The organism is Oceanispirochaeta sp. M1, from assembly GCF_003346715.1.
Taxonomy (GTDB): domain Bacteria; phylum Spirochaetota; class Spirochaetia; order DSM-2461; family DSM-2461; genus Oceanispirochaeta.
In genome coordinates this window covers 151001-176930 of sequence record NZ_QQPQ01000005.1, presented here as the reverse complement: position 1 = coordinate 176930, position 25930 = coordinate 151001, and the positions used below count along the sequence as shown (strand labels likewise).

The following is a 25930-nucleotide window of genomic DNA, read 5'->3' as shown; positions in this document are numbered from 1 at the left end:
TTGAACTGATCAGGGTTCCTAAATATTAAATTCATCAATAACTCTGTTTTTGTAATTCAGATCATCTCTTTCTTTAAAACCAATGGACTCCCAGAAACGGTTACCCCTGTCATTATTTTTAAACACGACCAGCGCTGCTTTCTTGATCCCTTCTTTTTCCAGAGATGTCATTGCAGCTTCTACCAGTCTACGGCCAATTCCCTGTTTCCTGAATTCTTCATGGACAGCTGTATGATAAATATATCCTCTCCTGCCGTCATGGCCGCACAGAATAACTCCGCATAGTCTCCCATCCACTCTGCAGATAAAATTTGTGTCGGGGTTACGCTTGAGGAATCTATTTATTCCGGACTCTGAATCATCAAGGGCTCTAAGTCCCATCCCCTCAGTTTCTGTCCAGAGCTGATAGGCTTCTTCGTAATCAGCGATTATCATTTTCTGTATATTTGTTTTCATGTCTCAGCCTGTTGCTCCAGCTCAATCATTAATCATGATGGCCTTTACATTCATAAAGTTTTTAAGCAGTTCATTCTCTGTGCTCATCTCGACCTTGTTTCTGAATGATTCTACAGAACTTGAACGGGTAAAGAAACGCCAGGCTGTGTCTTCACTCAAGGTGATATACATATCAGATTCTGTAATCTCTTCTTTCAATATCCACTCAGAGTTTATTCTCTGTAATGACCAGCTGCCGCCGGATTCACCTTTTATATTAATATCCAGCGAGCACCCGTCAGGGGCATCAATGTCCCGGTACCAAAAGGGGATTGAGTACATAAAAAGCCGGATTACAGGGCTTAAATATTTTTTATCAGTCAGTGGTGCTGCAGCAACTGCTTCACGGATCTGCTGCTGGTGATGCCAGCGCTCTGTATACTCTCTTCCAAGATCAAACCAGTTTTCAGAAACTGTTTCTCCGGCCCAGCCCACTGCATAAAGAGCTTCTGAATGCAGGTCCTGTTCCAGTATGAAGTCAGCCAGCTGTCTTTCACTTACAGATATGAAATCAAGAAGTACCCTGGGACTTGCAGGTCTTAACAAGTCAGTCCAGCTGGTATTGAACCTGTCTATCATAACTGACAGATCTTCAAATTCCGGTGCAGGCCCCGAGTTTTCATGCAGGGAGAACTGATCTCTCTGAACTGACAGTCGTCCCATACCTGACTGTATGAGATGGGCGACAATATCCTTGACTTTCCAGCTCGGGTAACATGTGGGAGCGAGCCATTGTTCGGTGTTCAGTCCGCGGAGCATGGAGATCAGTTCTTCTGTTATTTCATGAAAAAGGCTGTATGTCTCAATTACTTTCAAATCTATTTCTCTTCTTTTCAATCATATGCCAGGCGGGTCTTTTCATCACAAAGAACATGTTTTATCCGTTCCTGCCAAATTTCTGATTTCCATGTCTCCATATTCTGATGTGTGAGATAGTAATTCTGAGGGATGGGATGGGTTCCGATAACAACATCGAGTCCGAATTTTTCGGGTATGAATTTAGTAAATTCACCCAGACGTGGACAGGGTGGATAACCGACAAGGAGGCCGGTGGCAAGGTGAACAGCATGGGCTCCGTTTTTTTTCATTTCGGCAGGGGAATATTCGACATTTCCACCGGGACATCCTCCGCATGTTGTATAGCCGACCAGTTCCACTTCTTCTCCCTTATACAAGGCAAATGCCCCTTCTCTGTTTTTCAGAGAACGCAGACACTTGCCTCCGGCGCAGTTATGGTAACGGTCACAGATGATTATGCTGATTTTTTTCACGGATTACCTCTCTCAGTTTTTAACCATATTATCATTAATAAATGGATCGGGGAGGTTCAGCATTACAAGGACTTTACAGGAACACAAATTTCACATTTTTCAGGTACGATTGTGACGTCAAAAGATTTATAACTAAAAAAGGACCAGCTAATGCTGATCCTTTATGACATCAAGGCGCCGAGCGGACTCGAACCGCTGAATGATGGATTTGCAATCCACTCCCTTAGCCGCTTGGGTACGGCGCCGAATGTGTGGAAAAATATAGCAGAACCCTTATTCTTTGTCCATACCCGTAAATAAAAGTTTTCTAATTATATTTCTTTGTAAATATGGGCCTTTTCTGTTCGCATAATACTGCTTTGCTATTATTATAGAAATTGAAATTAACCCTGAGGTAATCAACTTGAAAGAACAGGACCTGATCAAGCTTCTGACAGAAGCAAAAGAAGCTTATTACAATACAGATGCACCCTTGCTGTCGGATGCTGAATTTGATCATCTGGAGGATGAACTTCGTGTTCTGAATCCCCGGAGTTCCTACTTTTCTATTGTCGGAACTGAAACAGACCGCAGTGGTAAAATCACACATGCCGAGCCCATGCTTTCCATGGGGAAGGCCAAGTCTCCTCAGGAAGTATTTAAGTGGCTGGATAAGCTTGCCATGCCTCCCGCTACGAAATGGACCATGCAGCCTAAAATAGACGGGCTTTCCGCCAGTTGTTACTATAAAAAGGGCAAGCTTCAGTATGTGGCAAGCCGTGGAGACGGAACTGTGGGACAGGATGTGACGACCATCTCTGATTACATCCAGGATATTCCAGAAACGATCTCTGAAAAAGAGCATGATATTGAGATAAGAGGGGAGTTATACCTTCCCAAAAATACAGATTACGGTACGGGTGGACGTCCCCTCAGGAATAATTGTGTAGGTCTGGTTAACAGGAAGGAAAATAGAGACGACCTGAAGTATGTGCGTTTTGTATGCTACCAGACAGCCCGTTGGAATCCTTCAGAGAGTGAGGCCGGGATTATTGACTGGCTTGCAAAAGCAGGTTTTCATACGGTGGAGTATTTTTCAATTAAATCCAGATCCGATATTGAATCCTTTTACAATGAATATCTGGAATCCCTTAGAGATAAATGGCTGTACGAGACGGATGGACTGATTCTGACTGTTGATGATAATACAAATCATGAGGAGATTGACAGCCGTTGGGTGGTGGATCATCACCATCATTATGCCATTGCCATTAAACCTCCTGCTGCTGCTAAGAAAACCCATCTGACGGGCGTAGACTGGCAGGTTAGCCGTCAGGGTGCCCTGGTACCGGTTGCTCTGTTTGAGCCGATTCAGCTGGGCGGAGCAACTCTGGCAAGAGCCTCACTGCATAACAATGCATTTGTTGAATCCATGGCTTTACAGCTGGGAGATGAGCTTCTGATTGAGAGGGCCAATGATGTCATTCCTTATGTAAAGGAAAACCTTTCATCCCGTAAGAGGGATGGAGAACTCTTTTTTTCCACCATGACTCCTGATAAATGTCCTGCCTGTGGAAGTGCTGTGAATACTGAGGGAGTACATCTTAAATGCAGTAATCCGGTCTGTCCCGAGCGGCAGATTCAGACAATCCTGTACTGGGTAAAAGAGTCTGGTATGGAACAGGTTGCCGAGGCTACAATCCGTCAGCTTTATGACAGAAAGATAATTGCCAATGTGAGTGATCTATACAGAGTCCAGAAAGAGGAACTGGTTGGTCTCGAGGGTTTTGCAGAGAAGAAGATCAGTAACTTCTTCCAGCAGCTGGACAAGGTGCGTACTATGACGGCTCCGGAGTTGATCAGTAAGCTCGGAATACCTCTGGTGCAGCAGAAGGCTCTAAAGAAGCTTGGTATCAAAAGAATGGAAGAGTTCAAGGATTTTGAAGATGACAGTTTTGTGACCGGACAGAACATTATCGCCTGGAAGAAGAATGAGGATAATCTTCTCTTCCTTGAGAATCTTCTTGAAGTTGTTGAGATGAAAGAAGTCGAATCTGTTAATTCGAGAGGGCAGGTCTGTATGACCGGTAAGGGGCCTCTTGGACGGAAGGAGCTTCAGAAGATTATTGAAGAGCGGGGGTATGAGTTTTCATCCACGGTTACCAAGTCGACCATTATTCTTCTCTGTGAAGATCCTGAAGGGATAAGCTCGAAGCTGCAGAAAGCAAGAAAGAACGGTATTCAGCTGATTTCATATGAGGATTTTCTTAATCAGTAGAGTATCAGAGATCCAGGTCTTCGACTTTGCGGACATCTTCTATTCGAATTTCAGCTTTTTTTCTATCCAGGAAACTGGGATAGAGCCTTTCTCCGCCTAGAAGAACATAACCCGCACTGAGTTCCCTGTTGGGATTTCTGGGGTTTTCAGTCTGCTCAGATATGAGAGTTCTGTACCGTTGATAGGCAAAAAGGATACTGTCTTCAATTCGGATCTGATCGTTTTCTTGATCCGGCTGAGGTGGTATTACAATATTATCCCCTGGTCTTACCATGTCGGGGTCAGGGAAGGTGCTGCTGTTTCTTCTGTACAGATAGGGCCATAGGTAGATATTTCCCCAGCTTTTCTGTGCGAGAAGACTGAAGGAGTCTCCGGGTGCAATGTCGTAGCTGGTTTCGGGAAGAATTTGTACTTCTTCTACAGCTGCCGGTTCAGGTTCCGGGACCGATGCCGGGATAGGCTCGGCTTCCACTGCCTGTGATTCTTCGGCGGCAGCCTCTTCAGTTACAACAATTTCACTTGCAGATTCAGAGCTGTCATTCCGGAAAATCAGCCAGCCCAGTCCTAAGATAATTAACAGAGCAATCAGGCTGATGAGAGCCATTTTTACTGTGCGGTTGCGGCTATCTTTTTTAAATCCGAAGTCCGGCTCATGATGCACATACTCGTTCACCGGAGCCTCTGGTTCAGTCTCAAAATTTTCTTCTATAAGTTCAGGCCCGCTTACGACTGTATCCTCTATCAACACGGCTTCATCAACCGCGGTTTCAGGTTCGGGTGCTGCAGTCATGATGTAACGTTCAGCTTTTAGGAGGAGTCCTTCGTGTATCATTTCATCCTGTTCCAGAATAATGGGTTCAAGATGGGCATAATCTGAGTTTATTCTGTCGGCCAGCTTTCCTGCGGGAGAGAATTTGATCCGGTAATGAGCCGGTATATAAATGGTTTCACCTGTATGAGGATTTCGGCCTTTATTGGGGGCTACATAGATTTTTTTAAAGGAGCCGAAGCCGAAGAGTGAGAATGTATCGTCGTTCTGCATTTCCCGAATAATGATTTCAAACAGTTCAGAGGTAAATCTTCCGCATGTCTCTCTATCCAGCTCTACTTTTTCCTCAAGTCTGTCAGCCATCTTACGGGGGGTCAGAAATTTATTCATTTACCCTGTCCTTGAATTTAGCTGATGCCTTAAATTTTACTCTTTTCTTTTTGGGAAGAAGCATCTTTTTATGAATTGCCGGATTGTAGCTGACGCGCTCATTTGCCACTTCTGTTCTGAATGTTCCAAAACCTGTTTGAGTATAATTGTCTCCCTCTTCCAATATAAGTACGACCTCTTCCAATAATGCATCAAGTGTATTCCTGACGGATTTCTGAGAGATATCGAGGGATTGAGACAGTTCTCTAACAAGTTCCTGTTTGTTCATATCTTTATATTATACAAAGAATTCAATCCTGCAACAATCACATTTTTGATCCGTTTTAAAAAAGTGAAACCCTAAAAAGTCACGCCGGAATAAAGGATTATATTGGCATAAGGCTGTACTTCTCCAGTCCTGACAACTGCTTTAGAGTCGGCTGTGAGCTTCTTAAACTCTTCATGGGGTATGAATGCCATGGCCGGTTTGAAGCCTGTGTTAGACTCATACTGGACCAGCATATCCTGAATTTCATCAAGGCCTTCCGGGTTGGCATTTCTTATCTCTTCTGCAAAAACCACTTTCTCAATACAGAGTTCATCCAGTACGGCAGCCAGTACATCCTTGAAGGATGGGATACCTTTCGATACAGCCAGGTCAATTCTTTTTGCTGAATCCGGTACAGGCAGTCCCGCATCGGCAATGGTAAGAGAATCGGTATGTCCCATGCCGGCAATGACTGATGAGATTTCTGAATTTAAAAGAAGACTCTTTTTCATATTACCCTCCTGTTATTTCAGTATAATCCAAGTTTGCAGGTTTTCTCATGATATGGATTGAAAAGTTCTAAAGAAAATTGATTCGCAAATGAAATGAGGGCAGCGACCGCTTGCGGGCATTGCCGAATGAATGCCGCGAAAGCATGGTCTCAGGGCTTGCCCTGGGGTATGAGACCATTCATTTTGAGAAAAACCTAATACATGCAGCGAAGGGGGGCCGATAATCAATATATGACTTAATACAGTCTGCCCGGAGAATTTCTGACAGATCCGCATCTATGTTGAACATATAAAAAGGGAGAGACAAATGGATTTTGTTACATACCTTGTTTACAAAGATTATATACCGTTTCAGGTGGGTTTGAATCTGCTTCGCACATGCATTGCCGAAGAACATATGAGTCAGTTGATGGATGAAATGGTTCTCAGGCATATTTTGTCTCAAACACAAGTGAATAAGTATCATGATCAATGGGAAGTGGATGAACACAAAGAATCTGCGGCTTCGGGCCTTTGATTCTTTAATATATTGTTATTGTGCAGTTTGCTTCATCGTAATTGTTTTCATTCGCATCATTCACAGGATTCGTATTATCATATGTGCCGTTAAGTATGCTCAATCTGAGTTTACCTTCAACTGTGTCACCAGGATCAATCGAAGAGACTATCGCTGTGCCGCTGTAATCGTATTCTTCTTCACCATTATCAGGATCATCAGTTGGATTATCCCAATCCATAATCACAGTAAAGGGAACATATACAAGATCTAATTTAACAAGTGAATTATTTGTCAAAGAAAAACTTATTGTAAAAGGTTCATCAGGAACCTCATCTTTTAACGCTACTGAAACAGCACTTATTGTAATATCCGCTGTTGTGACAGTGGTCTTAAAATCTGTTTCAATAGTAAAGCTCTGGCTGAGGGTTTCACTTATATTCCCCTCTTTATCGGTTGCTGTGAAATTAAGGGTGTAGCTGCCCACTGAAAGATTGACTGTTTCAAACCAGCCTTCCCAGCTTATGCCGTCATGTATCCTGGATTCTCCGTATTCTTCACTGGCAACCTCTGTACCGTCTGATGTGATGCTGAGGTTCAATGTTTCAGGATCTTCTTCAGGATCCTCTACAGATACTACCAGGAAGACAGTATCACCTCTGTAGGTCTTTGTTGTGGAGGAGTTGTAGGAGCTGCTGGTCAGGATCAGGTCGGACAGAACAGGCGGGTCTGTGGGAGGGTATAATTTGCTCTCACACGAGAGGGAGGTAATCAATAGAAATGGGAGTAGTAAATACTTGAGTCCCATAACTGAATAATACACCAAAAACGTTCATTAATCAAAATTGAAATAGCAAAAAAAAGCGGAATCCATATGGACTCCGCTTAAGCTCCCCCGAACAGACTCGAACTGCTGACATGATGGTTAACAGCCATCCGCTCTACCAACTGAGCTACAGGGGAAAGTTAATTCTTGATGAATATAAATTGTTTTCGAAATAGTGTCAACAGAATCCCGGAAGAAAATCTTCAATATCCTTCGTCATCATAAAACAGCTGTTTTTTCTTGGAAATCACGAGATGAAAAAAGACCGCCCTGATTTGGACGGTCTTCTTTAAATTATTTTAATATAAGAAATTAAAGGTTGAACAGCATGTCTTCATAAGAAGGATAGGGCCATGCTTGCTTGTCTGTGATTTTTTCAAGGGCATCGGCATATTCTCTTAAGTCATCCATAGCGGGAATCACCTTTTCTCTGTAGGCAGTAGCCTGAGCAAGAATATCATCTTCCAGTTCTAGAGCTGCATCAATTGCTTCACTCAGAACATCGCTTGCTTTGAGCAGGAATTCCATTTTTGAACTCAATTTTTCAAGAAGAGATTCCTGAGCTCCGGTGGATGCCTTGGGAAGTATTGACTTGATGGAAGTAATACCCTCCGCAATAGATGTGGCATACTCGTTAACAACGGGGAAGATCAGGCGGGTAGCCATTTCCAGAGCAACACCGGCTTCGATGTTGATCTGTTTGCTGTAGTTTTCAAGGTAGATATCTACTCTTGATTCAAGCTCTTCCTTGCTGAGAACATTATACCTTCCAAAGAGTTCCACACTCTCTTTTGAGTTGTAAACCGGCAGTGCCGCTACTGTGGACTTAAGGTTGGGCAGACCACGTCTTTCCGCTTCTGCGAGCCATTCCTCTGAATAACCGTTTCCATTGAAAACAATTCTTTCATGAGCAGCATAAGTTTCACAGATGATCTTCTGGATCTCTGCATTTACATCAGTGGCTTTCTCAAGTCTGTCGGCAAACCCATCAAGAATATATGCAACGGAGGTGTTTAATACAACATTGGGACCAGCTGTAGACTGAGTTGATCCAACCATTCTGAACTCAAACTTGTTTCCGGTGAAGGCAAAGGGCGAAGTTCTGTTTCTGTCTGTCATATCCAGGGGTAGTTTAGGAAGAGTCGTGGCTCCGATCTCCATCATTTTGCCGTTCAGGGCCTTAACAGGTTTTCCCTGGGACATATTCTTCAGGATATCAGATAGCTGATCTCCCATGAAGATGGAAATAACAGCGGGAGGAGCTTCGTTGGCACCCAGTCTGTGGTCATTTCCAGGACTCGCAGCAGATGCTCTCAGGATAGAAGCAAATTTATCAACAGCCTTGATAGTTGCCACTGTGAACAGCAGGAACTGTGCATTGTCGTGAGGTGTTTCACCGGGGTTCAGCAGGTTGATACCGTCGTCTGTTGCAATGGACCAGTTATTGTGTTTACCGTTTCCGTTGATTCCGGCAAAGGGTTTTTCATGAAGAAGACAGGCCAGATCATGCTTATCAGCAATCTTTTTCATCATTTCCATGGTGATCTGGTTTCCATCAGTGGCCACATTGGCAGATGCATAGATGGGTGCCAGTTCAAACTGGTTGGGGGCTACTTCGTTGTGCTGAGTCTTGGCGGATATTCCCAGTTTCCAGAGTTCTGTGTTCAGATCTCTCATGAAATCGGCAACTCTGTCTTTGATGGCTCCAAAGTAGTGGTCATCCAGTTCCTGGCCCTTGGCACTCATTGTTCCGAATACGGTTCTTCCGGTGAGTTTGAGGTCGGGTCTTGCCAGAAAGTATTCTTTATCGATCAGGAAATATTCCTGCTCGGGGCCTACTGAAGAAATGACTCTTTTAGATGTTGTGTTTCCCATGGCCTTGAGTATTCTCATGGCCTGAGTGCTGATAGCATCCATGGAGCGGAGAAGGGGAGTCTTTTTATCCAGAGCCTCTCCTGTGTAGGAAACAAAGGCTGTGGGTATGGTCAGTGTAAGGCCTGTGTTATCTGATTTAAGGAAGGCGGGTGATGCTGTATCCCATGCTGTGTAACCGCGGGCCTCAAAAGTTGCTCTCAAACCACCGTTAGGAAAAGATGATGCATCAGGTTCACCCTGAATCAGTTCTTTTCCGGAGAATTCCATCATTACTGTTCCGTCTGCTTCAGGTGAGATGAAGGAATCATGTTTTTCTGCAGTCAGACCTGTGAGGGGCTGGAACCAGTGTGTGTAGTGGGTGGCTCCTTTTTCAATGGCCCAGTCTTTCATGGCGGAAGCTATTACTTCGGCTACATCAAGTGAGAGTTCACACTCTCCAAGCTGTACTTTTTTGAATTCTTTAAAGACAGTTTTAGGTAGTCTTTCTTTCATTACTGCTTCGCTGAAGCAGTTTTCCCCGTAAATGCTTACAAGGGGTGTTTTTGAATAATCAACGCTCATCATTCTTCTCCTATTCCCATATAATTCTGTCAATATTACGCCTGAATCAGCTCAAGGCCGCAGGGTTTTCCTTTGAAATGGTTTTCTAGTTTTGATTATATATATGCAGATTCTGTGCCATTTAAGTCTCAAATGTATAAAAATAAAATAAGTTCTTATTCTAAAAGGAAATAAGAACTTATCCTGTATTGTTTTGAGCATAGAGGTAAACAAAGATGCATAATTAAGTTACATAAAAGTATAAAAAAAGACATTGAGTTACATAAATGTATGAACTTGCCCTGGTTTAGAATGATTCAAAATCATCATCCTGCTGTTCATAATCATCACTTCTGCTTTTAACCTTCTCATGATTCTCAATTGCCTTGGGTGCTTCACTAATCAAGTGCTTAACAGGGGGGGCCGCAACTCGTTTTACGGGGGGATTCTTTTTATTTGAAACTTCCTGTTGAACATCTGCTTTCCGGTTTTGTGAAATTTTGAAGAATTTAATAGTCTCCTTGAGTTTTTCCGCCTGGGTTGCCAGGTCATCTGATGTTAATGCCATCTTTTCTGATGATGAAGCATTGTTCTGAATTATCTGATCCAATTGAACTATAGCTTCTGTAATCTGACCTACACCGGTCTGCTGTTCTCTGCTGGCTACACTGATTTCTTCCACCAATTCAGCTGTTTTCTCAATATCCGGTACCAAAGTGGATAATCTTTCACCTGATCCCTTAGACAGAACGACTGTTTTTTCTGCAAGTTCTGTTATCTCTCCAGCAGCTCGCTGGCTTTGTTCTGCAAGTTTTCTGACCTCTGCTGCCACAACTGCGAATCCTTTACCGTGTTCACCTGCCCTGGCGGCTTCTATGGCGGCATTTAATGCCAGCATATTGGTATTTCGTGATATGTCTTCTATTACACTGATTTTGTCAGCAATCTCTGTCATGGCTTCTACTGCTTCTTTTACAGTCTTTCCGCTCTCATGTGCATCTGATGCCGCTTTATGTGCTATCCTTTCAGTCTCCCCCGAATTCTCAGCATTCTGGCTTATATTCGCACTCATTTCTTCCATAGAACTGGAGACTTCTTCGGCACTGGCGGCTTGTTGAGTCGCTCCGTCCGACAGTAATTGACTTGATTCCCTGATATCTACACTACCTGATGCGATATAGTCAGCGGCATCGGATACTTTACCAACAATATTCTGCAGATTTTTTGTCATATATTGAAGTGATTCTGCCAGTTGACCAATCTCATCTTTCTGATTAATCAGCTTTGAATCAATCTCGATCATAAGGTCTCCCGATGCAATTTTATTCAAAGATTCACTGACAATATACAATGGAGAAACAATTCTTTTGACTACAAACACCATGATTGCCATGAGGATAATAAGTGATAGTATTGATGTCGTTATCAGAGCCAGCAGGACAGTTCCGAGACTCTCTTTATAAGAAGCCGTTGGTATTGCTGTAATAAGAATCCCTTCATCTATGATTTTAAAACTGGTATAGACTTCTACATCGTTAAATGTATAAACAAAACTACCGGTTTTCATTTTTATGATCTGTTTACCAAATTCATAATCTGAAAGTGTCAGACCCACTCTGTCTGAAAGACTATGGAAGATAATTTCATCTGATTCCTGTGAAGCGATATATGCATAACCACCGGATTTATATGGATAGTGTTCCAGGACTTTCTGAAGACTGTTAGCTTCCAGTAAATTCTGAAGTTCTTTAGGCTGAACACCAATTTGTAACAGGCCGCCCTGAGATTTCAAAGGGACAGCTATGTATTGAAAAAGCACTCCGTCAACAGCTCTGATCTGCGGGTCCTGGGCGAGTTCAAAGTTTTTATCATTGAGCATTTTCAGAAAGGGTACTGTCTGATCACTGCTGTTAAAATCAAAACCGAAAAATCCAGGGATAGATCCTGCAAATAATACCCCGTTCTCATCGGCTACGTGTATTTCATCAATTTCTACTTCCTGAGCCAGTGACTGTAATGTGCTTGTTTCAAGTGCTGAAGGGTATCTGTCCACCGTGTATGCAAGGGATCGGGCAATTCGGAGATAATTTTTGTTAAGGGATTGTTTTAATGCCTGAGTTTCCTCTTCATTTGTTTTCATTTGAAGTACCATGTCGTCAAGAGTCGCCTGTGTAGTCAATTCCATAACATTATTCAGTTCTTTTTCAATATTTGAATAACCGATATAAGAAACGACAGAGACTGCAATTATAAGCATTACTGACGTGGGAAAAAGTAGTTTACCTGTGATCTTCATTTTATTTACTCCTGCATTATTCAAGTATAAGCAATGTGATGGAGAATTACTATTGAAACAGGTAACACAGAGTTATTACTTGCACTGAGCTTCTAATGGATACTGAAAATGAAGAAATATAATTTGTCCAGATTTTCTATATAAGTTCCTGTTAAAGCATCATTTAAAGATAACTCTGTTTCGTCCATTTTTTTTGGCTGAGTAGAGTGCCTCATCAACTCGTTTCATCAAACGAGTCATGTCATCACCCTTCCGGGAAATAGTTGCTCCAAAGCTTGCTGTGGAGACATGAACTTCCGGGAAATCAAAACTATCTATCTTATTCCGCAGTTTCTCTGCAAATTGTTTTATGTCTTGTTCATCAGTCTCCGGGCAGATAATCAGGAATTCCTCCCCGCCCCATCGACCCAGGGTATCGGCTTTGCGAATATTTTTCAGCAGCAGGTTAGAAATACTTTCCAGTACTTTGTCCCCAGTCGGATGCCCGAATGTATCATTGATATTTTTGAAATGATCGATGTCAATGAGGATGATACCGAAAGGGTGGTTGTAACGAGCAAAGCGAAGGGCTTCATATTGAAGCGATTCATCCAGCTTGAGACGGTTATACAGTCCTGTAAGTTGATCGGTTATGGTCAGTATATTAAGCCTTTGATTCTTTGCTTCCAGTTCATTCTTCAATGTGTTCATCTCTCTCAGAAATCTGCGGATTCGCATGTTCCAGTATATAAACCCGGAGATTATTATAAGGGAAGCAATCAGGACCTTCCATATCAACGAGTAGTCAGCTTTGTCTGTATTCAATCTGATCCATCTGTTGTAGATCCGGTTATGTTCTTCTGCTGTTATCTGTGAAAGAACTTTGTTGAAAATTAAAACTGTCCGGGCGTGTTCGGTGGAAAACCCTATTCGATGATCAAAGACAAACTCGGTTTTTCCCGCTATTCGAAGGTCAAAATGGGATTTCTTAATGGCAACGTTCATAATGGCTAAGTGGCCGACAAAGGCGTCAATCTTACCTTTATTGAGCAGTTTCAGACCCTCCTGGACATTCTCAGTAGTCACCAGCTCAATTTCCGGATAATTATTTTTGATAAAACTGTGACTTGTATAACCTTTTCCCACGCCAACCCGTTTACCTTCAAGTTCTTTAGTTTCACTGATAAAATCTATATTTGATCTGGTCACGATTACCAAAGGAAATGATATATACGGATCCGTTAAAATGACCTCTTTACCGATATTATCTTCTGAACTAAGGGCCGGTATGAAATCGATATCCTCAGTGGTGAACTTGTCCAGAACATCTTGCCATGTGCTGCTTTGAATAAAAACCATTTCGAGGCCTGTGCTCTCCCCGAGGATTTGCAGGTAATCAGCAATGACTCCCTTATATATAGGATATTCGTCTGTATAGGAAAGAGGTTCCCAGTCCACTTCACTGAAACTTAATTGACCGACATCATCGAGCCAGTTCTGTTCTTCTGTGGTGAACTCCAGACTGAGAGCCATATCAGGAAGGAATATGAGTAGGGTAAATAGTACAACAAATACATAGATAAATCTTTTGTTCATTTTTACTCTATTCCCTATGATGGACCCCTAAACACATAAAAAATCTCATAAGAGGTATAGATTAAAGTGTCTCTCTCAGTTTTTTTGGAAGTCCCTTCACTACAAGATCGTAGGAATCCCTGATGAATCCTTTCAGGGTTTCATCATCAATACTACCGTCCAGGCGGATGCTGTTCCAGTGTTTTTTATTCAAATGGTACCCGGCTGTGACGGCCTCATGGACCAGCCTCAGGACCTGAGCCAGTTCCGGGTCGCATTTTACAGAGAATGAATTGAAGCTTTCAAAATCTGTCAGAGTGAACATTTTCCCTTTTACTTTATAGACCAGTGTCTTCTCATCAAAAGGAAAATCTCCTTTTACAGCTTTAAGCGATTCACAGTACTGCTGAAATTCTTCTAGTTTCATATGCTTATATTCTATCTCTTCCCAAGGATATCTGCGAGTCTTAAAACATAAAAAGACCCGGCAATACCGGGTCTTTACTTATTTCAAATGACTGTTCTGATCAGCCGATTGCGGCTTCACCTCTTTCTCCGCTTCTGATGCGGATTGAATCTTCGATGGGCATGATGAAAATCTTACCGTCTCCGATCTCTCCCGTACGTGCTCCGCGGATGATTGCATCCACTGTAGGCTGTACAAAGGGAGATGTTACTGCAATCTCTATTCTGACCTTTTTCAGCAGGTTCACTTCCATATCTACACCACGGTAGGTTTCTGTATAACCCATCTGCTGTCCGCAGCCCAAGGCATTGGTTACTGATATTTTATGAATATCATCCTTAAAAAGCTCCTGTTTAACTGCATTCAGTTTCTCAGGCTGTATGTATGCTACGATTAATTTCATATTTATGGCCTCCTGTCCTTACATGTTCTGGAAAATCTGGAATCCTGCATAAGACTCGGTTCCGTGCTCTTCAATATCCAGTCCTCTCAACTCTTCTTCTTCACTGACTCTCAGACCGATTGTCTTTTTCAGAACAAGGAAGAGCAGTCCGGCTGTAACGCTGACCCATACAAATACGGCGGCTGCACCAAGAGCCTGTACTCCAATCTGTCCGGCTCTCGAAAGGCCTGAACCGATCATCTCAATATCTCCAAAGATACCAACGGCAAGAGTTCCCCATACACCGCAGACACCGTGTACTGAAACGGCACCGACAGGATCATCAATGTGCAGAACCTTGTCGAATAACTCAACAGACGCGACAACCAGGATACCCGCAATAAGACCGATAATAATGGCAGCACCGGGTCCGACAACCCAACATCCGGCAGTAATACCGACCAGACCGGCCAGAGCACCATTGAGGGACATTGAAACATCAGGTTTACCGAAGGCAATCCATGTGGTGAACATGGCTGCAATAGAACCTGCAGCCGCAGCTAAAGTTGTTGTAACAGCAACGGCAGCCATGCTGGAGGGATCTGTACCGCTCAGTGTAGAACCGGCATTGAATCCATACCAGCCGAACCAAAGGATAAATACACCCAGGGCAGCTAAGGGCATGTTGTGACCCATGATAGCTTTTACATTTACTTTTCCATTTATTTTGACATATTTTCCGACTCTGGGTCCGATGATGATGGCACCCATAAGAGCAGCCCATGCACCTACAGAGTGAACTACGGTGGAACCGGCAAAGTCATGGAATCCCATGGCACTCAACCAACCGCCGTTCCATATCCAGTGACCGGAAATGGGGTAGATCAGTCCTGAGATGACTACAGAGTAGATGAGATAGGAAGAAAACTTTGTTCTTTCTGCCATGGCACCAGATACGATAGTTGCTGCTGTTGCAGCAAATACAACCTGGAAGAACCAGCCCAGTGAATCTCCGCTTGCAAGGAAGAAATCACTTGTTCCGATAAACCCACCCGCAGATTCACCGTACATGAGTCCCCAACCGACTGCCCAGTACAAGATGGCACCGGCGGAAAAGTCCATAAGGTTTTTCATGATTATGTTTCCGGCATTCTTTGCTCTTGTAAGTCCTGTTTCCACCATTGCGAATCCGGCCTGCATAAAAAATACAAGGCCTCCGCAGATAATCAGCCATATGGCGTCAAATGCTGCTGAATATAAATCCAGTGTGTCTGTGAGTTCATCAGCATGAACGCTGACACTCAGTAATAAAGCCAGAATTGTGAAGATCAAAATCTTCCTGCTCTTTTTCATTTGGAAATACCTCTCCTGTTTTGTGTTCTGACTCCCTATAACGCAGGAGTTGTGCCAAAAAAAGAGGACATATAAAAATGAATAATTTAAACTGATACATTGTAAGGAAATAGAAGTTTAAATAAAAAGAGATCCCCGGGAGGACCTCTTTTTTACCAATATAATTAATTGACTATTTGATACATTTATGTAGCTATAATGCTCATGTCCTACATATTTGTACGATATTTACGATAATTTATGTCATACTTTTTGACCCTCAAACCCATTATCCGTTCCGTTATATCCAGTTTGCGGGCTGCTTTTGCCATATTGCCCCTGTTCGATTTCAAAGCTTCTTTTATCAGCTCGATCTCGAGATTCTCGACTGCCTGCAGCAGGGTTGAGTGTAATCCTGTGTCTGAGGATTCGGCGGACTGGAGACTTGGAGGCAGGTGGTAGGCATGAATCACCTGGTCTGTACTGAGGAGGGAGGCCCGCTCAATACAGTTTTCAAGTTCACGTACATTTCCGGGCCAGTGATAACTCATGACCAGATCGATGGCTGAGCTTGATATCCTTTTAACTGTTTTGCGGTTCTTTCTACTGTATTTTTCAATAAAGAAGTCTGCCAGGAGCATGACATCTGTTTTTCTTTCACGTAGAGGGGGAATATGAACGGGGAATACATTTAATCTGTAGTATAGGTCTTCTCTGAATGTTCCACGTGTAATTTCTTCTTCAAGATTTCTGTTTGTAGCGGCAATGATTCTGACATTGACCTTTATTGTCTCAGAACCGCCGACCCGTTCAATTTCTCTTTCCTGCAGGACTCTGAGCAGTTTGACCTGGGTCATAGGAGAGAGCTCCCCGATTTCATCCAGAAATATTGATCCACCGTCTGCCATTTCAAAACGGCCTTTTCTGGTCGCCAGAGCTCCGGTGAATGCCCCTTTTTCATGGCCGAAGAGTTCACTCTCAATGACACTTTCGGGAAGGGCTGCGCAGTTCACCTTGATAAAAGGTTTTTCTGCTCTCAGACTGTTGTAATGGATGGCATGAGCTACAAGTTCCTTACCCGTACCGCTTTCTCCTCTGATCAGAACAGTGGCTTCACTCCTGGTTACCTGGGCGATAAGGTCGAAAACTTCCTGCATTGCCTGGGAGCTTCCTATCATATTATCCGGCTGGAAACGGTCTTTCAGTTCATTCTGCAGCCGTGTGTTTTCTTCAAGCAGTTTTTCTTTTTCTTCTTCAGAACGTTGTCTGAGTTTTACTGCCCTGGCAATCATACTCGCTACAATTGTCAGAAGTCTTACATCGTCTTCCAGATCAAGACTTGAATCCTGGTAGGGTCTGTCTACACTGAATGCTCCGATTACCGCATTCCCGCTTTTAATGGGTACACAGATAAATGAGGTCTTTCGGTTTTTCTTTCGTGCACCCGTTTTATCCAGGAAGGATGGCTCTTCATCGATATCGGGAATAATCATAGGCTGTCCAGTCTGGACAACTTTACCGGTTATTCCTTCTCCAATCTTATAGCGGCCTTTCACCTGTTCTGCACTGGAGAGTCCAAATGCCGCTTCTATGGATATGTCACCTGTTTTTCTATTTAGAAGGGTTATGGTTCCCCTCTCCATTCCGATATTTTCAGCCAGAGGCTCAAGAAGGGGAGTAATAACTTCCTTCAGATCCATATCCTGGTCCAGAATCTGGCTGATTTCGAATAAAAGTGTAAGTTCTTTAATTTTTCTACGGTAGTGTTTTGAATTCATTGCTTCTGACATGAAAATATCATACATATATGTAGGAATTGATGCAAGGTGGTTCAGGACAGTATTTATTCGATATCTGTTAATAAAATCGAAAGGGTAACTGAGCTGCCATAATTGGGTGCAGCAGATGCTCGGAAATTAGAAGCAGGGCAATTATCAGCAAAAGAGACAACAGGGGAGTGAGGAACAGTGAAGTGCTGAGAAGTTCAGGTTCTGTGGCATCTTCTGTAAACAGTCTTGATTCCATGGCGTCCGAGAGATCCTCGGCTTTTATCAAAACTCCGTTTAACAGGGGTAGTCCCATATGTATCAGGTTTCTAAGAGGTTTACGGGCACTCCATCCACAGCGGGAGGCCATGGCATCCCTGATTTCATTCATCTCTTCAAGAATTATCGGAATGAGGGTGAGGGACAGTCCCATCTGTGTACTGATTCTTCCGGCAGGTAACAGGGGGATGTGTTTTAAAACCTGATAAAATGCCGGCGTGATGCACATGGGGTCACTGGACATGGTAAAAAGCTGAGCCATCCATAAAATATAGATAAAGCGGAGACTTCTGAGTCCCGCGGTCAGTGATGCCTGTACAATTGCTGTTTCGGTCAGTATGAGTGAGAGAAAATTACCTGCAAAAATAATTGTCGGCATCACTAGTATCAACAGCGGCAGGGATAGGGTAGAACGGTTTTTCCGGACTCCCAGGTGCAGGAGAAGAAGAAAGGGCAGAAGGAAAAGCAGTCTGAATATACTGACCTGAATCAGCAGGAGACTTACCGTGATCATAGCTGCAAGTTTGATCCGGATGTCAGTGCGGTGCAGGATAGATGTCCCCGGTTGATATTGAAATATCAGAGTTTCAGCCATGTCATGCTCTCCATATTCCGATTATCACCCCAGGGTCTTCTGATTCCGTAATCTTCAACATCATTTAGAATGTCTGCAGGGCTCCCCTTTTTTACTACCTTTCCCTTATCCATAAGAATCAGTCTGTCAGCATGTGCCAGTGATTTTTCAAGATCATGAGTAATCAGTATTATTGTTTTTCCCTCATTGTGAAGACGGGTGATGTCTTTTAGAACATCCTGAACTCCATTCCGGTCCAATCCGGTGAATGGTTCGTCCAGTACAATGATTTTCGGTTCCATTATAAGCACAGCCGCCAGGACGCAGCGCCGCTTTTCTCCTCCCGACAGGCTATGGGGTCTTCTGTTTCTGAGTTCTGTTAGGGATAGTTCTTTAAGGAGTAAATCCATTTTTTCATTGATGAGGCTGCGGGGCCATTTCAGATTTTCTGCACCGAAGGCGATGTCCGATGCAACTGTCTGGCCGACAATCTGGCTGTCTGCGTTCTGAAACACAAGTCCGATCTGCCGTCTGGCAGCAGTCAGATCCTCTCTGATATCTCTGCCGTCCAGAAGGATCTTTCCACTCTGAGGCTTCAGAAGACCGTTGAGATGACGCATCAGCTGGGTTTTTCCCGAGCCGTTTGGACCTGCGATAATAGTGAAACTGCCTTCGGAAAAGCTGAGATTAATATCATCCAGTACTTTTTTACCTTCGGCGTAGCTCCGGTTCAGGGCTTTTACTTCAAGCACTCCACACTCCCTATTTTTAATTATTCTTCTGATTTCAGGAATTCCTGAAATCTATCTTTCAGACTGAAACCCAAGGCGGCTGCAGCTGCGGATTTAATTAAAAACCCGGGAATAAAAGGTATCAGTCCGGCCTGCAGAGCAGCGGACCATTCCATGGAAAGACTGTATTTGAGCCAGGGGAGTCCTGGAAGATAGATCAGTGCACCGGCAACCAGGGCTGTCAGAGCAGACAGTAGAATACGCTTCCCTCTGGAACTGTCTTTAATTGGATTGAACATAAGCCCACCGGCAAGGGCCGCCAGGAGATAACCTGCCAGGAAACCTCCGGTGGGGCCCATAAGTTTGGCTATTCCGGCGGTTCCTCCGGCAAAAACGGGGAGACCGATAATGCCAAGAATCAGATAGGTTGCCACAGAAGAGAGACCAATCCCGGGCCCCCCCAGCATACCGCTTAAAACAACAAACATTGTAGTGAGTACTATGGGTACCGGGCCTACAGGGATTGTGAAAAAGGAACTGGCTGCTATGAGTGCCGTGAAAACAGCGCTGAGTACGGTTCTTCTGATCTTATTTTTTGACATAATTATTCTCCAACTTTTCTATAATTTCTTTATTATCTGCTGTCCGGGATAATTCCCAGTCATGTTTCAGATTTTTAATAATTGATACACGGTTAATTTCCCTGCCGCAGTGCATTTTTACCGAAGTCAACGGCAGAGGGGGAGAGTCGTTGAGGTGGATTCCAAGGCCCAGAGCATACCAGAGAAGCTTATCAGCTCTTACCTGATACTCATCAAGGAGTCCTCCGATCTTCCGATCGTTCAGGAACAGTCCACCTTCTTCTGAGTAGGAGAGGGCCTCCTGCTGTACCCCTTCAAGGGCCGTGAGGGTTTGGAGTGCTGTCAGAATACCCTTCTGTTTCATAAGCTTTACAGACGCCAGAGGCAGACTGTCTCTTATTACAAAGGTCATATAGATTCCGCCGCTGGGAGAATCCCAGAGACCATCAGTTCTGTTGATTCCGGCACTCTGGTGCTCGGCCAGTATTGTGAATGTTCTGCTTTCCGCAGGCTGCAGTCCTATCTGTCTGACTGCTTCATCCATGGTTGAGTTAAGCTCATTATAAAACAGAATATCCTTATCACTGCTGAACTCCAGGTCTGTGAAGTAATCTCCCTCTGCTGTCATTCTGTAACCCCGGGAGCTGGATTCCACAGGATATCCCTGTTCAAGGAGTGACTTGATCTGTTTCCATACGGCCACCCGGCTTACGCCGATGTTCAAGCTGATTTCTTCTCCTGAAAGCCAGGAGGGCGATTCTTTTAACTGATCAAGTATCTTCTGTTTTGTGCTTTTTTTATCGTTAACCATAATTTCAGTTAGAGGTTAACGAAAGATGGAGGAAAGATCAAGTCCTGTCAGGGATGGCATGAAAGAAATATATTGTGATTTAAATATCGGAAATAATCAGTTATTATCTCTAAGGTTGCATATAAGGATACTCCATGAAAACAATTCTGAATCCTTCCGCCTTTAAGGGGAATTTAAATAAGAAGAGATATTTTGAAGGCTGGTATCTCAAGCATGTCTCTGCAGATAACAGCAGTATTTATTCCTTTATACCGGGTATTTCACTCTCCCCGGGAGACAGACACTGTTTTATACAGGTTATCAATGGAATTACAGGGCAGACCTGGTACATCTCCTACCCTTTAGAATTATTCAAGGCTGATAAAAAGACATTTAATGTGCAGGTGGGAGACTCCTTTTTTTCCGCCGATTCCAGTACTGTCAATATTGACAGCCCTCAGCTGAAAATATCCGGTACCATCCATTACAAAGATGCATCCCTCTATCCCCGTAGTCTGACTCATCCCGGTATTATGGGATGGTTTTCTTTTATTCCGGGTATGGAGTGTCGTCATGATGTTCTTTCCATGAGTCATTATATGTCAGGAGACCTGGAAGTTAATGGAGGGAAAATCTCTTTTGACGGGGGTAAGGGATATATTGAGAAAGACTGGGGATGGAATTTTCCCAGGCAGTATAGCTGGATTCACTGTAATCATTTTGATGATGGGGATACTTCTTTCCTGGTAGCCATTGCGACAATTCCACTGGGTCCCTTCAAATTTACAGGATTCCTCGGTTTTTTCTCTTGGAATGGAGTGCATCGTGTTTTCGGAACCTGGAACCGCTGGAAAGTTAAGGATATTAGTTTTGGTGATACCCTGAATGGAAGAATAGAACTTAAGGGTGGGGATGAGTCCATTGTCTGCAGAGTTGAAGGCAAACCGGGTGGGGCTTTGAAGGCTCCGGAGCATGGTGCCATGAGCAAGGTTATTAAGGAGAGTATCAACTCTGTTATTTATCTTGAGTACCATGATGCCAGCGGGGGGATACACGAGTTCAGGGGGACTCCTGCTGCTTTTGAGCGGCGAGACTGATCAGTGGATTGATTATAGAGGCAAGACACTGTATTCCTGCCGGACGCCTGAGGCCTGCCGGACAGCCTGAGGCCTGCCGGACAGCCTGAGGCCTGCCGGACAGCCTGAGGCCTGCCCGGCAGTTCAGTGAGGAGGGTTAGAAGGGACCGAAACCGATTCCCACCGCTATCATCAGAAATACCATGGAAAAGAGTGCGATGGAGACCTGCATCTTCCAGGTCCATTTCAACCATTTGGGATAGCTGACAACAGTAAAACTGAGTCCGATCAGAAGGAGCGCATTTGTGGGAAAGATCATATTGGAGAATCCGTCTCCCAGATCAAAAGCAAAAACAGCAGTCTGTCTTGTCAGACCCACAAGATCTGCAAGGGGTGCGATAATGGGCATTACCAGGAATGCCTTGGCCGATGCACTGCTGATAAAGAAGTTAAGGAACAGGGTCAGAACATAGATATAGAAAGCGGCAAGGTAGGGATTTGTTCCGCTGATTATTTCACTGGCATGATAGAGGATGGTGTCCATCACCTTTCCCCGGGTCATTATGTGTGGGACACTCATTGCCATTAGAATAAGAATGATACCGGGAAGCATATTCAGAGCTCCCGAAATGAGTATTTTCAGCAGTTCTGTCCCCTTGTATCCAACGATAATCCCCGCTCCGGCTCCTCCGATAAGAAAGAGAAGGGCAACAGTGGGGAAGGCGGCATCAGAGGGGATGGCCGGGATCAGTCCGGCCAGAATCATAAATACGATAGCGATTCCAAGACATATCCCGAAGAAGAGAGCTGCTTTAACCTGGGCAGGATTAGCCTCATTACCGGCTTCCAGAATTTTTTCAGGTGAAAATTTATTCCTGACCACCTTGTCGGCTTCGTATACCGGAGAGAGTTCGGGGTTCTTCTCTATCTTCATTGCGTATTTCTTCACAGAGAAGAAGCAGAGGAAGTAGATAACGATAAAAAAGATTATTCTGAACCAGGCTCCGGAGAAGAGGGGCAGGTCTGAAAGCTTCTGTGCAACGGCGATTGTGAAGGGATTCGTAACGGCAGCAGCAAAACCGAAGCTGAGGGCAAGGAGACTCATTCCCAGACCGGTAAGGGAGTCCCATCCCAGAGCCAGAGCCAGGGGGACAATGATAACGATCAGAGGAACCAGTCCCTCATAGACTCCCACGAAGGCAGCAAGAAACATCATCACAAAGATCATTACCGCCATTAGGGTGTATTTTCTGTTTTTAAACTTCCGGACGGCCACAGCAAGCATTTCCTGCATGACACCGCCTTTTTCCAGAACCGTAAATGATCCTCCCAGGAAAATCATAAAGAGTGAAAGAACCAGAACCATAAGCCAGTTATCTCCCCAGATAACTTCTATGGGAGATGTAAACCAGCGCCATACCGGATAATCTACGGATGAGATATAAGTGAAAGAATCGGCAACAACCTTTTGTCTGCCCTCTTCAAATACCCTGTCATAGTTTCCCGCAGGAATCCACAGTGTCAGGAATCCTGAAAAAATAATCAGGGCGAAGAGGATTGCAAAGGCCGTTAAAAAAGGTTTCAGGCCAATTTTCAGCATGGAATCATCTTTCCCTCTTTCTTCTGTCTCTGCGCTTTCTGTGCTCATTGTTCTGTCTCCTGTTAGTTATGAAAATAGGGTCGGTATCTGAGAGGCCTATAGCTTTTTAATGAGTTTGTAATAAAAGCCTAGAGCTCTGTTCAGATTTTCCAAACTGACTTTCTCATTTACTCCATGGATGGAATTTATACTCTCTTTGCTGAGAATCAGCGGGGTAAAACGGATAATCTGACCAGTCAGATCTCTGTAGTATTTTGAGTCGGTGGAACCATTGACCAGAAAGGGTGCCGGAATAACTTCCGGGTGAGTTTCAGCCAGAGTCTCCTTTACCCAGTTATATCCCCTGTTCTCACCATGAACCGGCTCTATAGGATTGTTTGAGGGCCAGTTTCCTGCATCTTCGATCTTTATATTCAGACCCTTCAGTTTTTTCTCATGTCTTTTTTTGAGGGCTTCAATTGTGTCTCCGGGAACTATCCTGTGGTTTACCATACAGCTGGCTTCTCCTGGTATGATATTTTCCTGTTCTCCTGCCCTGGCGACCGTAAAGGCCTGGGTGGAGCGGATCAGACTGTCTGTTGTTCTGCTGCCTGCAAAAATAAGGCGAATCAGGGGATTGAAGAGCCATAGATTGGCAAACACAACACCCAGTGGGAGGGGTACATGGGGAACGAAGCTTTTCAGCATCCCCTTTATCTGGGTAGTAAGCAGTGAGGGTTGTCTTCTCTTTTCGATACGGGTAATTCCCCTGGCTAATCGGGTGACAACGGTTCCCTCCGCAGGGGGCATGGATGAATGACCGCTGTCTCCGTGGGCAGTCAGTTTGAAGGTGACAAATCCTTTTTCGGCCAGACCGATCAGACCAACGGGTTTATCACCGAGAAAGCTGAGCATGTTTTCTGCTATCACTCCGCCTTCGTCCATGACCATTGCAAATTTCAGCCCCTTGCTTTTGAAATAGGCCGACATTTTTGTAGCCCCTCTTGCTCCGGCAACCTCTTCATCTCCCCCAAAGGCAAAATAGAGTGAGCGTTCAGGTTGAAAACCCTCTTTCAACAGCCTTTCACTTGCTTCCATCATCATTCCAAGCTGGGATTTAATATCAAGAGTTCCCCGGCCCCAGAGTACACCGTCTTCGATAAGTCCGCTGAAGGGGGGCTTTTTCCAGCTTTCACCACCCTCTTCTTCGGCTGGCACTACATCGTAGTGGGCAAGAAACAGTACAGGTTCTTTATCAGCATCTTTTCCGGGCCATTTATACATTATCTGATAAGGATCGGGTGTTTCTCTCTCCATCTTTTCATGAACAAGAGGAAAGAGTTTTACCAGTGTGTCCTGAAATTCCTTCAGGGAGGATTCATCTACTTTTTCTGAATCAGTCCAGGATACAGTGGGGATGCGTATCAGCTGGGCCAGTTTTTCAGGGAAATCCCCCGACTCAAACTCTGCAGGAGGTCTCTGAGGATGAGAGCTTCCTGATTTTTGTACTAAATATGGTATGAAAAGAATAAGAAAAAAGAGAATAATAATTATTAGGGGCATACTTTCAGTCCTTACTTGTGCCTTAATTGTGTGATAGAACAGGTTCAGTGTATATTGTAGCGCTGTTAATTCGCAAGCCCATGGGGCTCTGAACCGTTAAAACACCGAAGCCTTAAACGGACTCCGGCAGCAAATAGGAACGCAACTATGGAAGAAAAAAAATTAAATCAACTCAATGAATATCTCAAATCAATGGATCTGCCCTTTCAGTTTCCCCTGGTGGAGGCACTCATCAGAAACAGCCTGGCAGCCAGGAGTGGAGATGCCGAAGATATTACTGCCAGACTCTATAAACTATCCGATTCGGTTCCTCCCGGAGAGGAGGCCTCACTCCTTTTCGAGCAGCTGATCTTTGACCTTTTTAAAGAACAGAAAACTGCTTTTGATCGGAATGATGATGAACTGATTTCTCCTATGAGAGAGCGGCTTATGACTCTCCTTGACCGCTGGACCCTCCTTACGGATTTTCTCCATGATGATAAACAGGCAGAAATAAGAGGGCGGGAAGAGATTGTAAGAGAGATGGATGAACTTCTTAACTTCAGCCAGGGACTGCTGAACCGGGTGAATCATCCTGCTGATGAGGATGGAGAATCCCTTGGTGAACTGGACTTTCTTACTCAGCAGAGCGAAGAGGTTCTGATCCGGATTATGGAAAAAATTGACGAGATACTGAATCCTCCCCAGGCTCATGAACATCCCGACGGAAAAGAATCCATACTGACTCTCAAGGTCAGCCTCCCTGATCTTTCCCGCCCCGTATGGCGCCGGATTAAAGTTTCGGGGCAGATAACTCTGGCTCAGTTTCATCTGGTTCTGCAAAAGACAATGGGCTGGTGGGATCTTTACGGCCATCAGTTTGAACAGGCCGGCCGGTTCTGGGGAAAGGATGATGATGAGAAAAAAGAGATAGAAGATGAGGGGGGTTGTCTGGTGCAGACTCTTCTTGAAGAGGAGGATGATCTTCTTCACTACTATTATGATCTTCCCGAAGGTTGGCACCATAAAATTTATGTTGAATCTGTAAGCGAGACTGCAGCCACCGCCCCTGAGACCAGAGGATTTATTCTGGAATGCCTGGACGGCGCCGGGGCCTGTCCTCCCGAAGACTGCGGAGGTCCTGAAGGATTCAGGATGCTGCTGGCCTCCTTGAAAGATGATGCCTCTTCCGATCTTAAGGCTGACTTTGCCTGGGTGGGAGACTTTAATCCCGATGTTTTCTCAGTGATTGAGGTTAATAAAGAGCTGAAAACACTGCTTTGATTCTATCATAAAAAAAGGGC

24 protein-coding genes and 2 tRNA genes are annotated in these 25930 nt (G+C 44.2%); 4 read left to right on the top strand and 22 right to left on the bottom strand.

Annotated features, from left to right (window positions below; all coding sequences use genetic code 11):
- Positions 1–18 precede the first annotated feature (18 nt).
- The 4 genes from DV872_RS04965 to DV872_RS04950 all read right to left on the bottom strand — a co-directional run bounded on the left by DV872_RS04965 (position 19) and on the right by DV872_RS04950 (position 2011).
- Positions 19–456 carry a GNAT family N-acetyltransferase gene (locus DV872_RS04965; protein WP_114628752.1) on the bottom strand — a complete coding sequence of 146 codons (438 nt, stop codon included), beginning with the start codon at positions 454–456 and terminating at the stop codon, positions 19–21.
- A 21-nt stretch (positions 457–477) separates the two neighbouring features.
- Positions 478–1311 (bottom strand): maleylpyruvate isomerase N-terminal domain-containing protein, encoded by an 834-nt coding sequence (locus DV872_RS04960; RefSeq protein WP_147283101.1) that lies wholly within the window; start codon positions 1309–1311, stop codon positions 478–480.
- A 17-nt stretch (positions 1312–1328) separates the two neighbouring features.
- Complete coding sequence (locus DV872_RS04955; protein ID WP_114628750.1) at positions 1329–1766, bottom strand: CGGC domain-containing protein; 438 nt, start codon at positions 1764–1766, stop codon at positions 1329–1331.
- Between the two features lie 172 nt (positions 1767–1938).
- Positions 1939–2011 (bottom strand) — tRNA-Cys (locus DV872_RS04950).
- A gap of 158 nt (positions 2012–2169) precedes the next feature.
- Between DV872_RS04950 and DV872_RS04945 the strand changes: the two genes are divergently transcribed.
- Complete coding sequence (locus tag DV872_RS04945) at positions 2170–4023, top strand: BRCT domain-containing protein (protein WP_114628749.1); 1854 nt, start codon at positions 2170–2172, stop codon at positions 4021–4023.
- 4 nt (positions 4024–4027) lie between these two features.
- On the opposite strand, the gene DV872_RS04940 is transcribed toward DV872_RS04945, so the two are convergent.
- From DV872_RS04940 to rbsD, 3 genes are all read right to left on the bottom strand, one after another.
- Positions 4028–5182, bottom strand: a complete 1155-nt coding sequence (locus DV872_RS04940) for an HU family DNA-binding protein (protein WP_114628748.1) — start codon at positions 5180–5182, stop codon at positions 4028–4030.
- Positions 5175–5450, bottom strand: a complete 276-nt coding sequence (locus DV872_RS04935) for an HU family DNA-binding protein (RefSeq protein WP_114628747.1) — start codon at positions 5448–5450, stop codon at positions 5175–5177. The genes DV872_RS04940 and DV872_RS04935 overlap by 8 nt, the downstream gene beginning before the upstream one ends.
- A 71-nt stretch (positions 5451–5521) precedes the next feature.
- Positions 5522–5941: a D-ribose pyranase gene (gene rbsD, locus DV872_RS04930; RefSeq protein WP_114628746.1), complete on the bottom strand. Its 420-nt coding sequence runs from the start codon at positions 5939–5941 to the stop codon at positions 5522–5524.
- Between the two features lie 307 nt (positions 5942–6248).
- Here rbsD and DV872_RS04925 point away from each other — a divergent pair, with 307 nt between their 5' ends.
- On the top strand, positions 6249–6458 hold the full coding sequence (locus tag DV872_RS04925) for a hypothetical protein (RefSeq protein ID WP_114628745.1): 210 nt from the start codon (positions 6249–6251) through the stop codon (positions 6456–6458).
- Between the two features lie 4 nt (positions 6459–6462).
- On the opposite strand, the gene DV872_RS04920 is transcribed toward DV872_RS04925, so the two are convergent.
- The 13 genes from DV872_RS04920 to DV872_RS04860 all read right to left on the bottom strand — a co-directional run bounded on the left by DV872_RS04920 (position 6463) and on the right by DV872_RS04860 (position 20450).
- Positions 6463–7245: a hypothetical protein gene (locus tag DV872_RS04920; RefSeq protein WP_147283100.1), complete on the bottom strand. Its 783-nt coding sequence runs from the start codon at positions 7243–7245 to the stop codon at positions 6463–6465.
- Between the two features lie 82 nt (positions 7246–7327).
- Positions 7328–7400, bottom strand: a tRNA-Asn gene (locus tag DV872_RS04915).
- A 175-nt stretch (positions 7401–7575) separates the two neighbouring features.
- Positions 7576–9702: a glutamine synthetase III gene (locus tag DV872_RS04910; protein WP_199563429.1), complete on the bottom strand. Its 2127-nt coding sequence runs from the start codon at positions 9700–9702 to the stop codon at positions 7576–7578.
- A 283-nt stretch (positions 9703–9985) separates the two neighbouring features.
- On the bottom strand, positions 9986–11974 hold the full coding sequence (locus DV872_RS04905) for a methyl-accepting chemotaxis protein (protein ID WP_114628742.1): 1989 nt from the start codon (positions 11972–11974) through the stop codon (positions 9986–9988).
- A gap of 159 nt (positions 11975–12133) precedes the next feature.
- Complete coding sequence (locus DV872_RS04900) at positions 12134–13549, bottom strand: diguanylate cyclase (protein WP_114628741.1); 1416 nt, start codon at positions 13547–13549, stop codon at positions 12134–12136.
- Positions 13550–13610: 61 nt separating this feature from the next.
- A complete protein-coding gene (locus DV872_RS04895) occupies positions 13611–13955 on the bottom strand; it encodes an MmcQ/YjbR family DNA-binding protein (protein WP_114628740.1) in 345 nt (114 codons plus the stop codon).
- 100 nt (positions 13956–14055) lie between these two features.
- On the bottom strand, positions 14056–14397 hold the full coding sequence (locus DV872_RS04890; protein ID WP_114628739.1) for a P-II family nitrogen regulator: 342 nt from the start codon (positions 14395–14397) through the stop codon (positions 14056–14058).
- Between the two features lie 18 nt (positions 14398–14415).
- Positions 14416–15729, bottom strand: coding sequence for an ammonium transporter (locus tag DV872_RS04885; protein ID WP_114628738.1), 1314 nt, complete (start codon positions 15727–15729; stop codon positions 14416–14418).
- A 209-nt stretch (positions 15730–15938) separates the two neighbouring features.
- Positions 15939–17498 carry a nif-specific transcriptional activator NifA gene (gene nifA, locus DV872_RS04880; RefSeq protein ID WP_114628737.1) on the bottom strand — a complete coding sequence of 520 codons (1560 nt, stop codon included), beginning with the start codon at positions 17496–17498 and terminating at the stop codon, positions 15939–15941.
- Between the two features lie 67 nt (positions 17499–17565).
- Positions 17566–18348, bottom strand: coding sequence for an energy-coupling factor transporter transmembrane protein EcfT (locus DV872_RS04875; RefSeq protein ID WP_114628736.1), 783 nt, complete (start codon positions 18346–18348; stop codon positions 17566–17568).
- Positions 18333–19079 carry an energy-coupling factor ABC transporter ATP-binding protein gene (locus tag DV872_RS04870; RefSeq protein WP_199563428.1) on the bottom strand — a complete coding sequence of 249 codons (747 nt, stop codon included), beginning with the start codon at positions 19077–19079 and terminating at the stop codon, positions 18333–18335. The genes DV872_RS04875 and DV872_RS04870 overlap by 16 nt, the downstream gene beginning before the upstream one ends.
- Positions 19080–19099: 20 nt before the next feature.
- The gene (locus tag DV872_RS04865) at positions 19100–19660 is read right to left on the bottom strand and encodes a biotin transporter BioY (protein WP_199563427.1); all 561 of its coding nucleotides are present in this window, start codon (positions 19658–19660) and stop codon (positions 19100–19102) included.
- Positions 19647–20450, bottom strand: a complete 804-nt coding sequence (locus tag DV872_RS04860; RefSeq protein WP_114628733.1) for an HTH domain-containing protein — start codon at positions 20448–20450, stop codon at positions 19647–19649. The genes DV872_RS04865 and DV872_RS04860 overlap by 14 nt, the downstream gene beginning before the upstream one ends.
- A 134-nt stretch (positions 20451–20584) precedes the next feature.
- Here DV872_RS04860 and DV872_RS04855 point away from each other — a divergent pair, with 134 nt between their 5' ends.
- Positions 20585–21526: a tocopherol cyclase family protein gene (locus tag DV872_RS04855; RefSeq protein WP_114628732.1), complete on the top strand. Its 942-nt coding sequence runs from the start codon at positions 20585–20587 to the stop codon at positions 21524–21526.
- Positions 21527–21662: 136 nt separating this feature from the next.
- Here DV872_RS04855 and DV872_RS04850 read toward each other — a convergent pair whose 3' ends face one another.
- Both DV872_RS04850 and DV872_RS04845 read right to left on the bottom strand, forming a co-directional pair.
- Positions 21663–23153 carry a YfcC family protein gene (locus tag DV872_RS04850; RefSeq protein ID WP_114628731.1) on the bottom strand — a complete coding sequence of 497 codons (1491 nt, stop codon included), beginning with the start codon at positions 23151–23153 and terminating at the stop codon, positions 21663–21665.
- Positions 23154–23201: 48 nt separating this feature from the next.
- Positions 23202–24647: a M20/M25/M40 family metallo-hydrolase gene (locus DV872_RS04845; protein WP_114628730.1), complete on the bottom strand. Its 1446-nt coding sequence runs from the start codon at positions 24645–24647 to the stop codon at positions 23202–23204.
- Positions 24648–24794: 147 nt separating this feature from the next.
- Between DV872_RS04845 and DV872_RS04840 the strand changes: the two genes are divergently transcribed.
- The gene (locus tag DV872_RS04840) at positions 24795–25910 is read left to right on the top strand and encodes a plasmid pRiA4b ORF-3 family protein (protein WP_114628729.1); all 1116 of its coding nucleotides are present in this window, start codon (positions 24795–24797) and stop codon (positions 25908–25910) included.
- Positions 25911–25930: the final 20 nt, after the last annotated feature.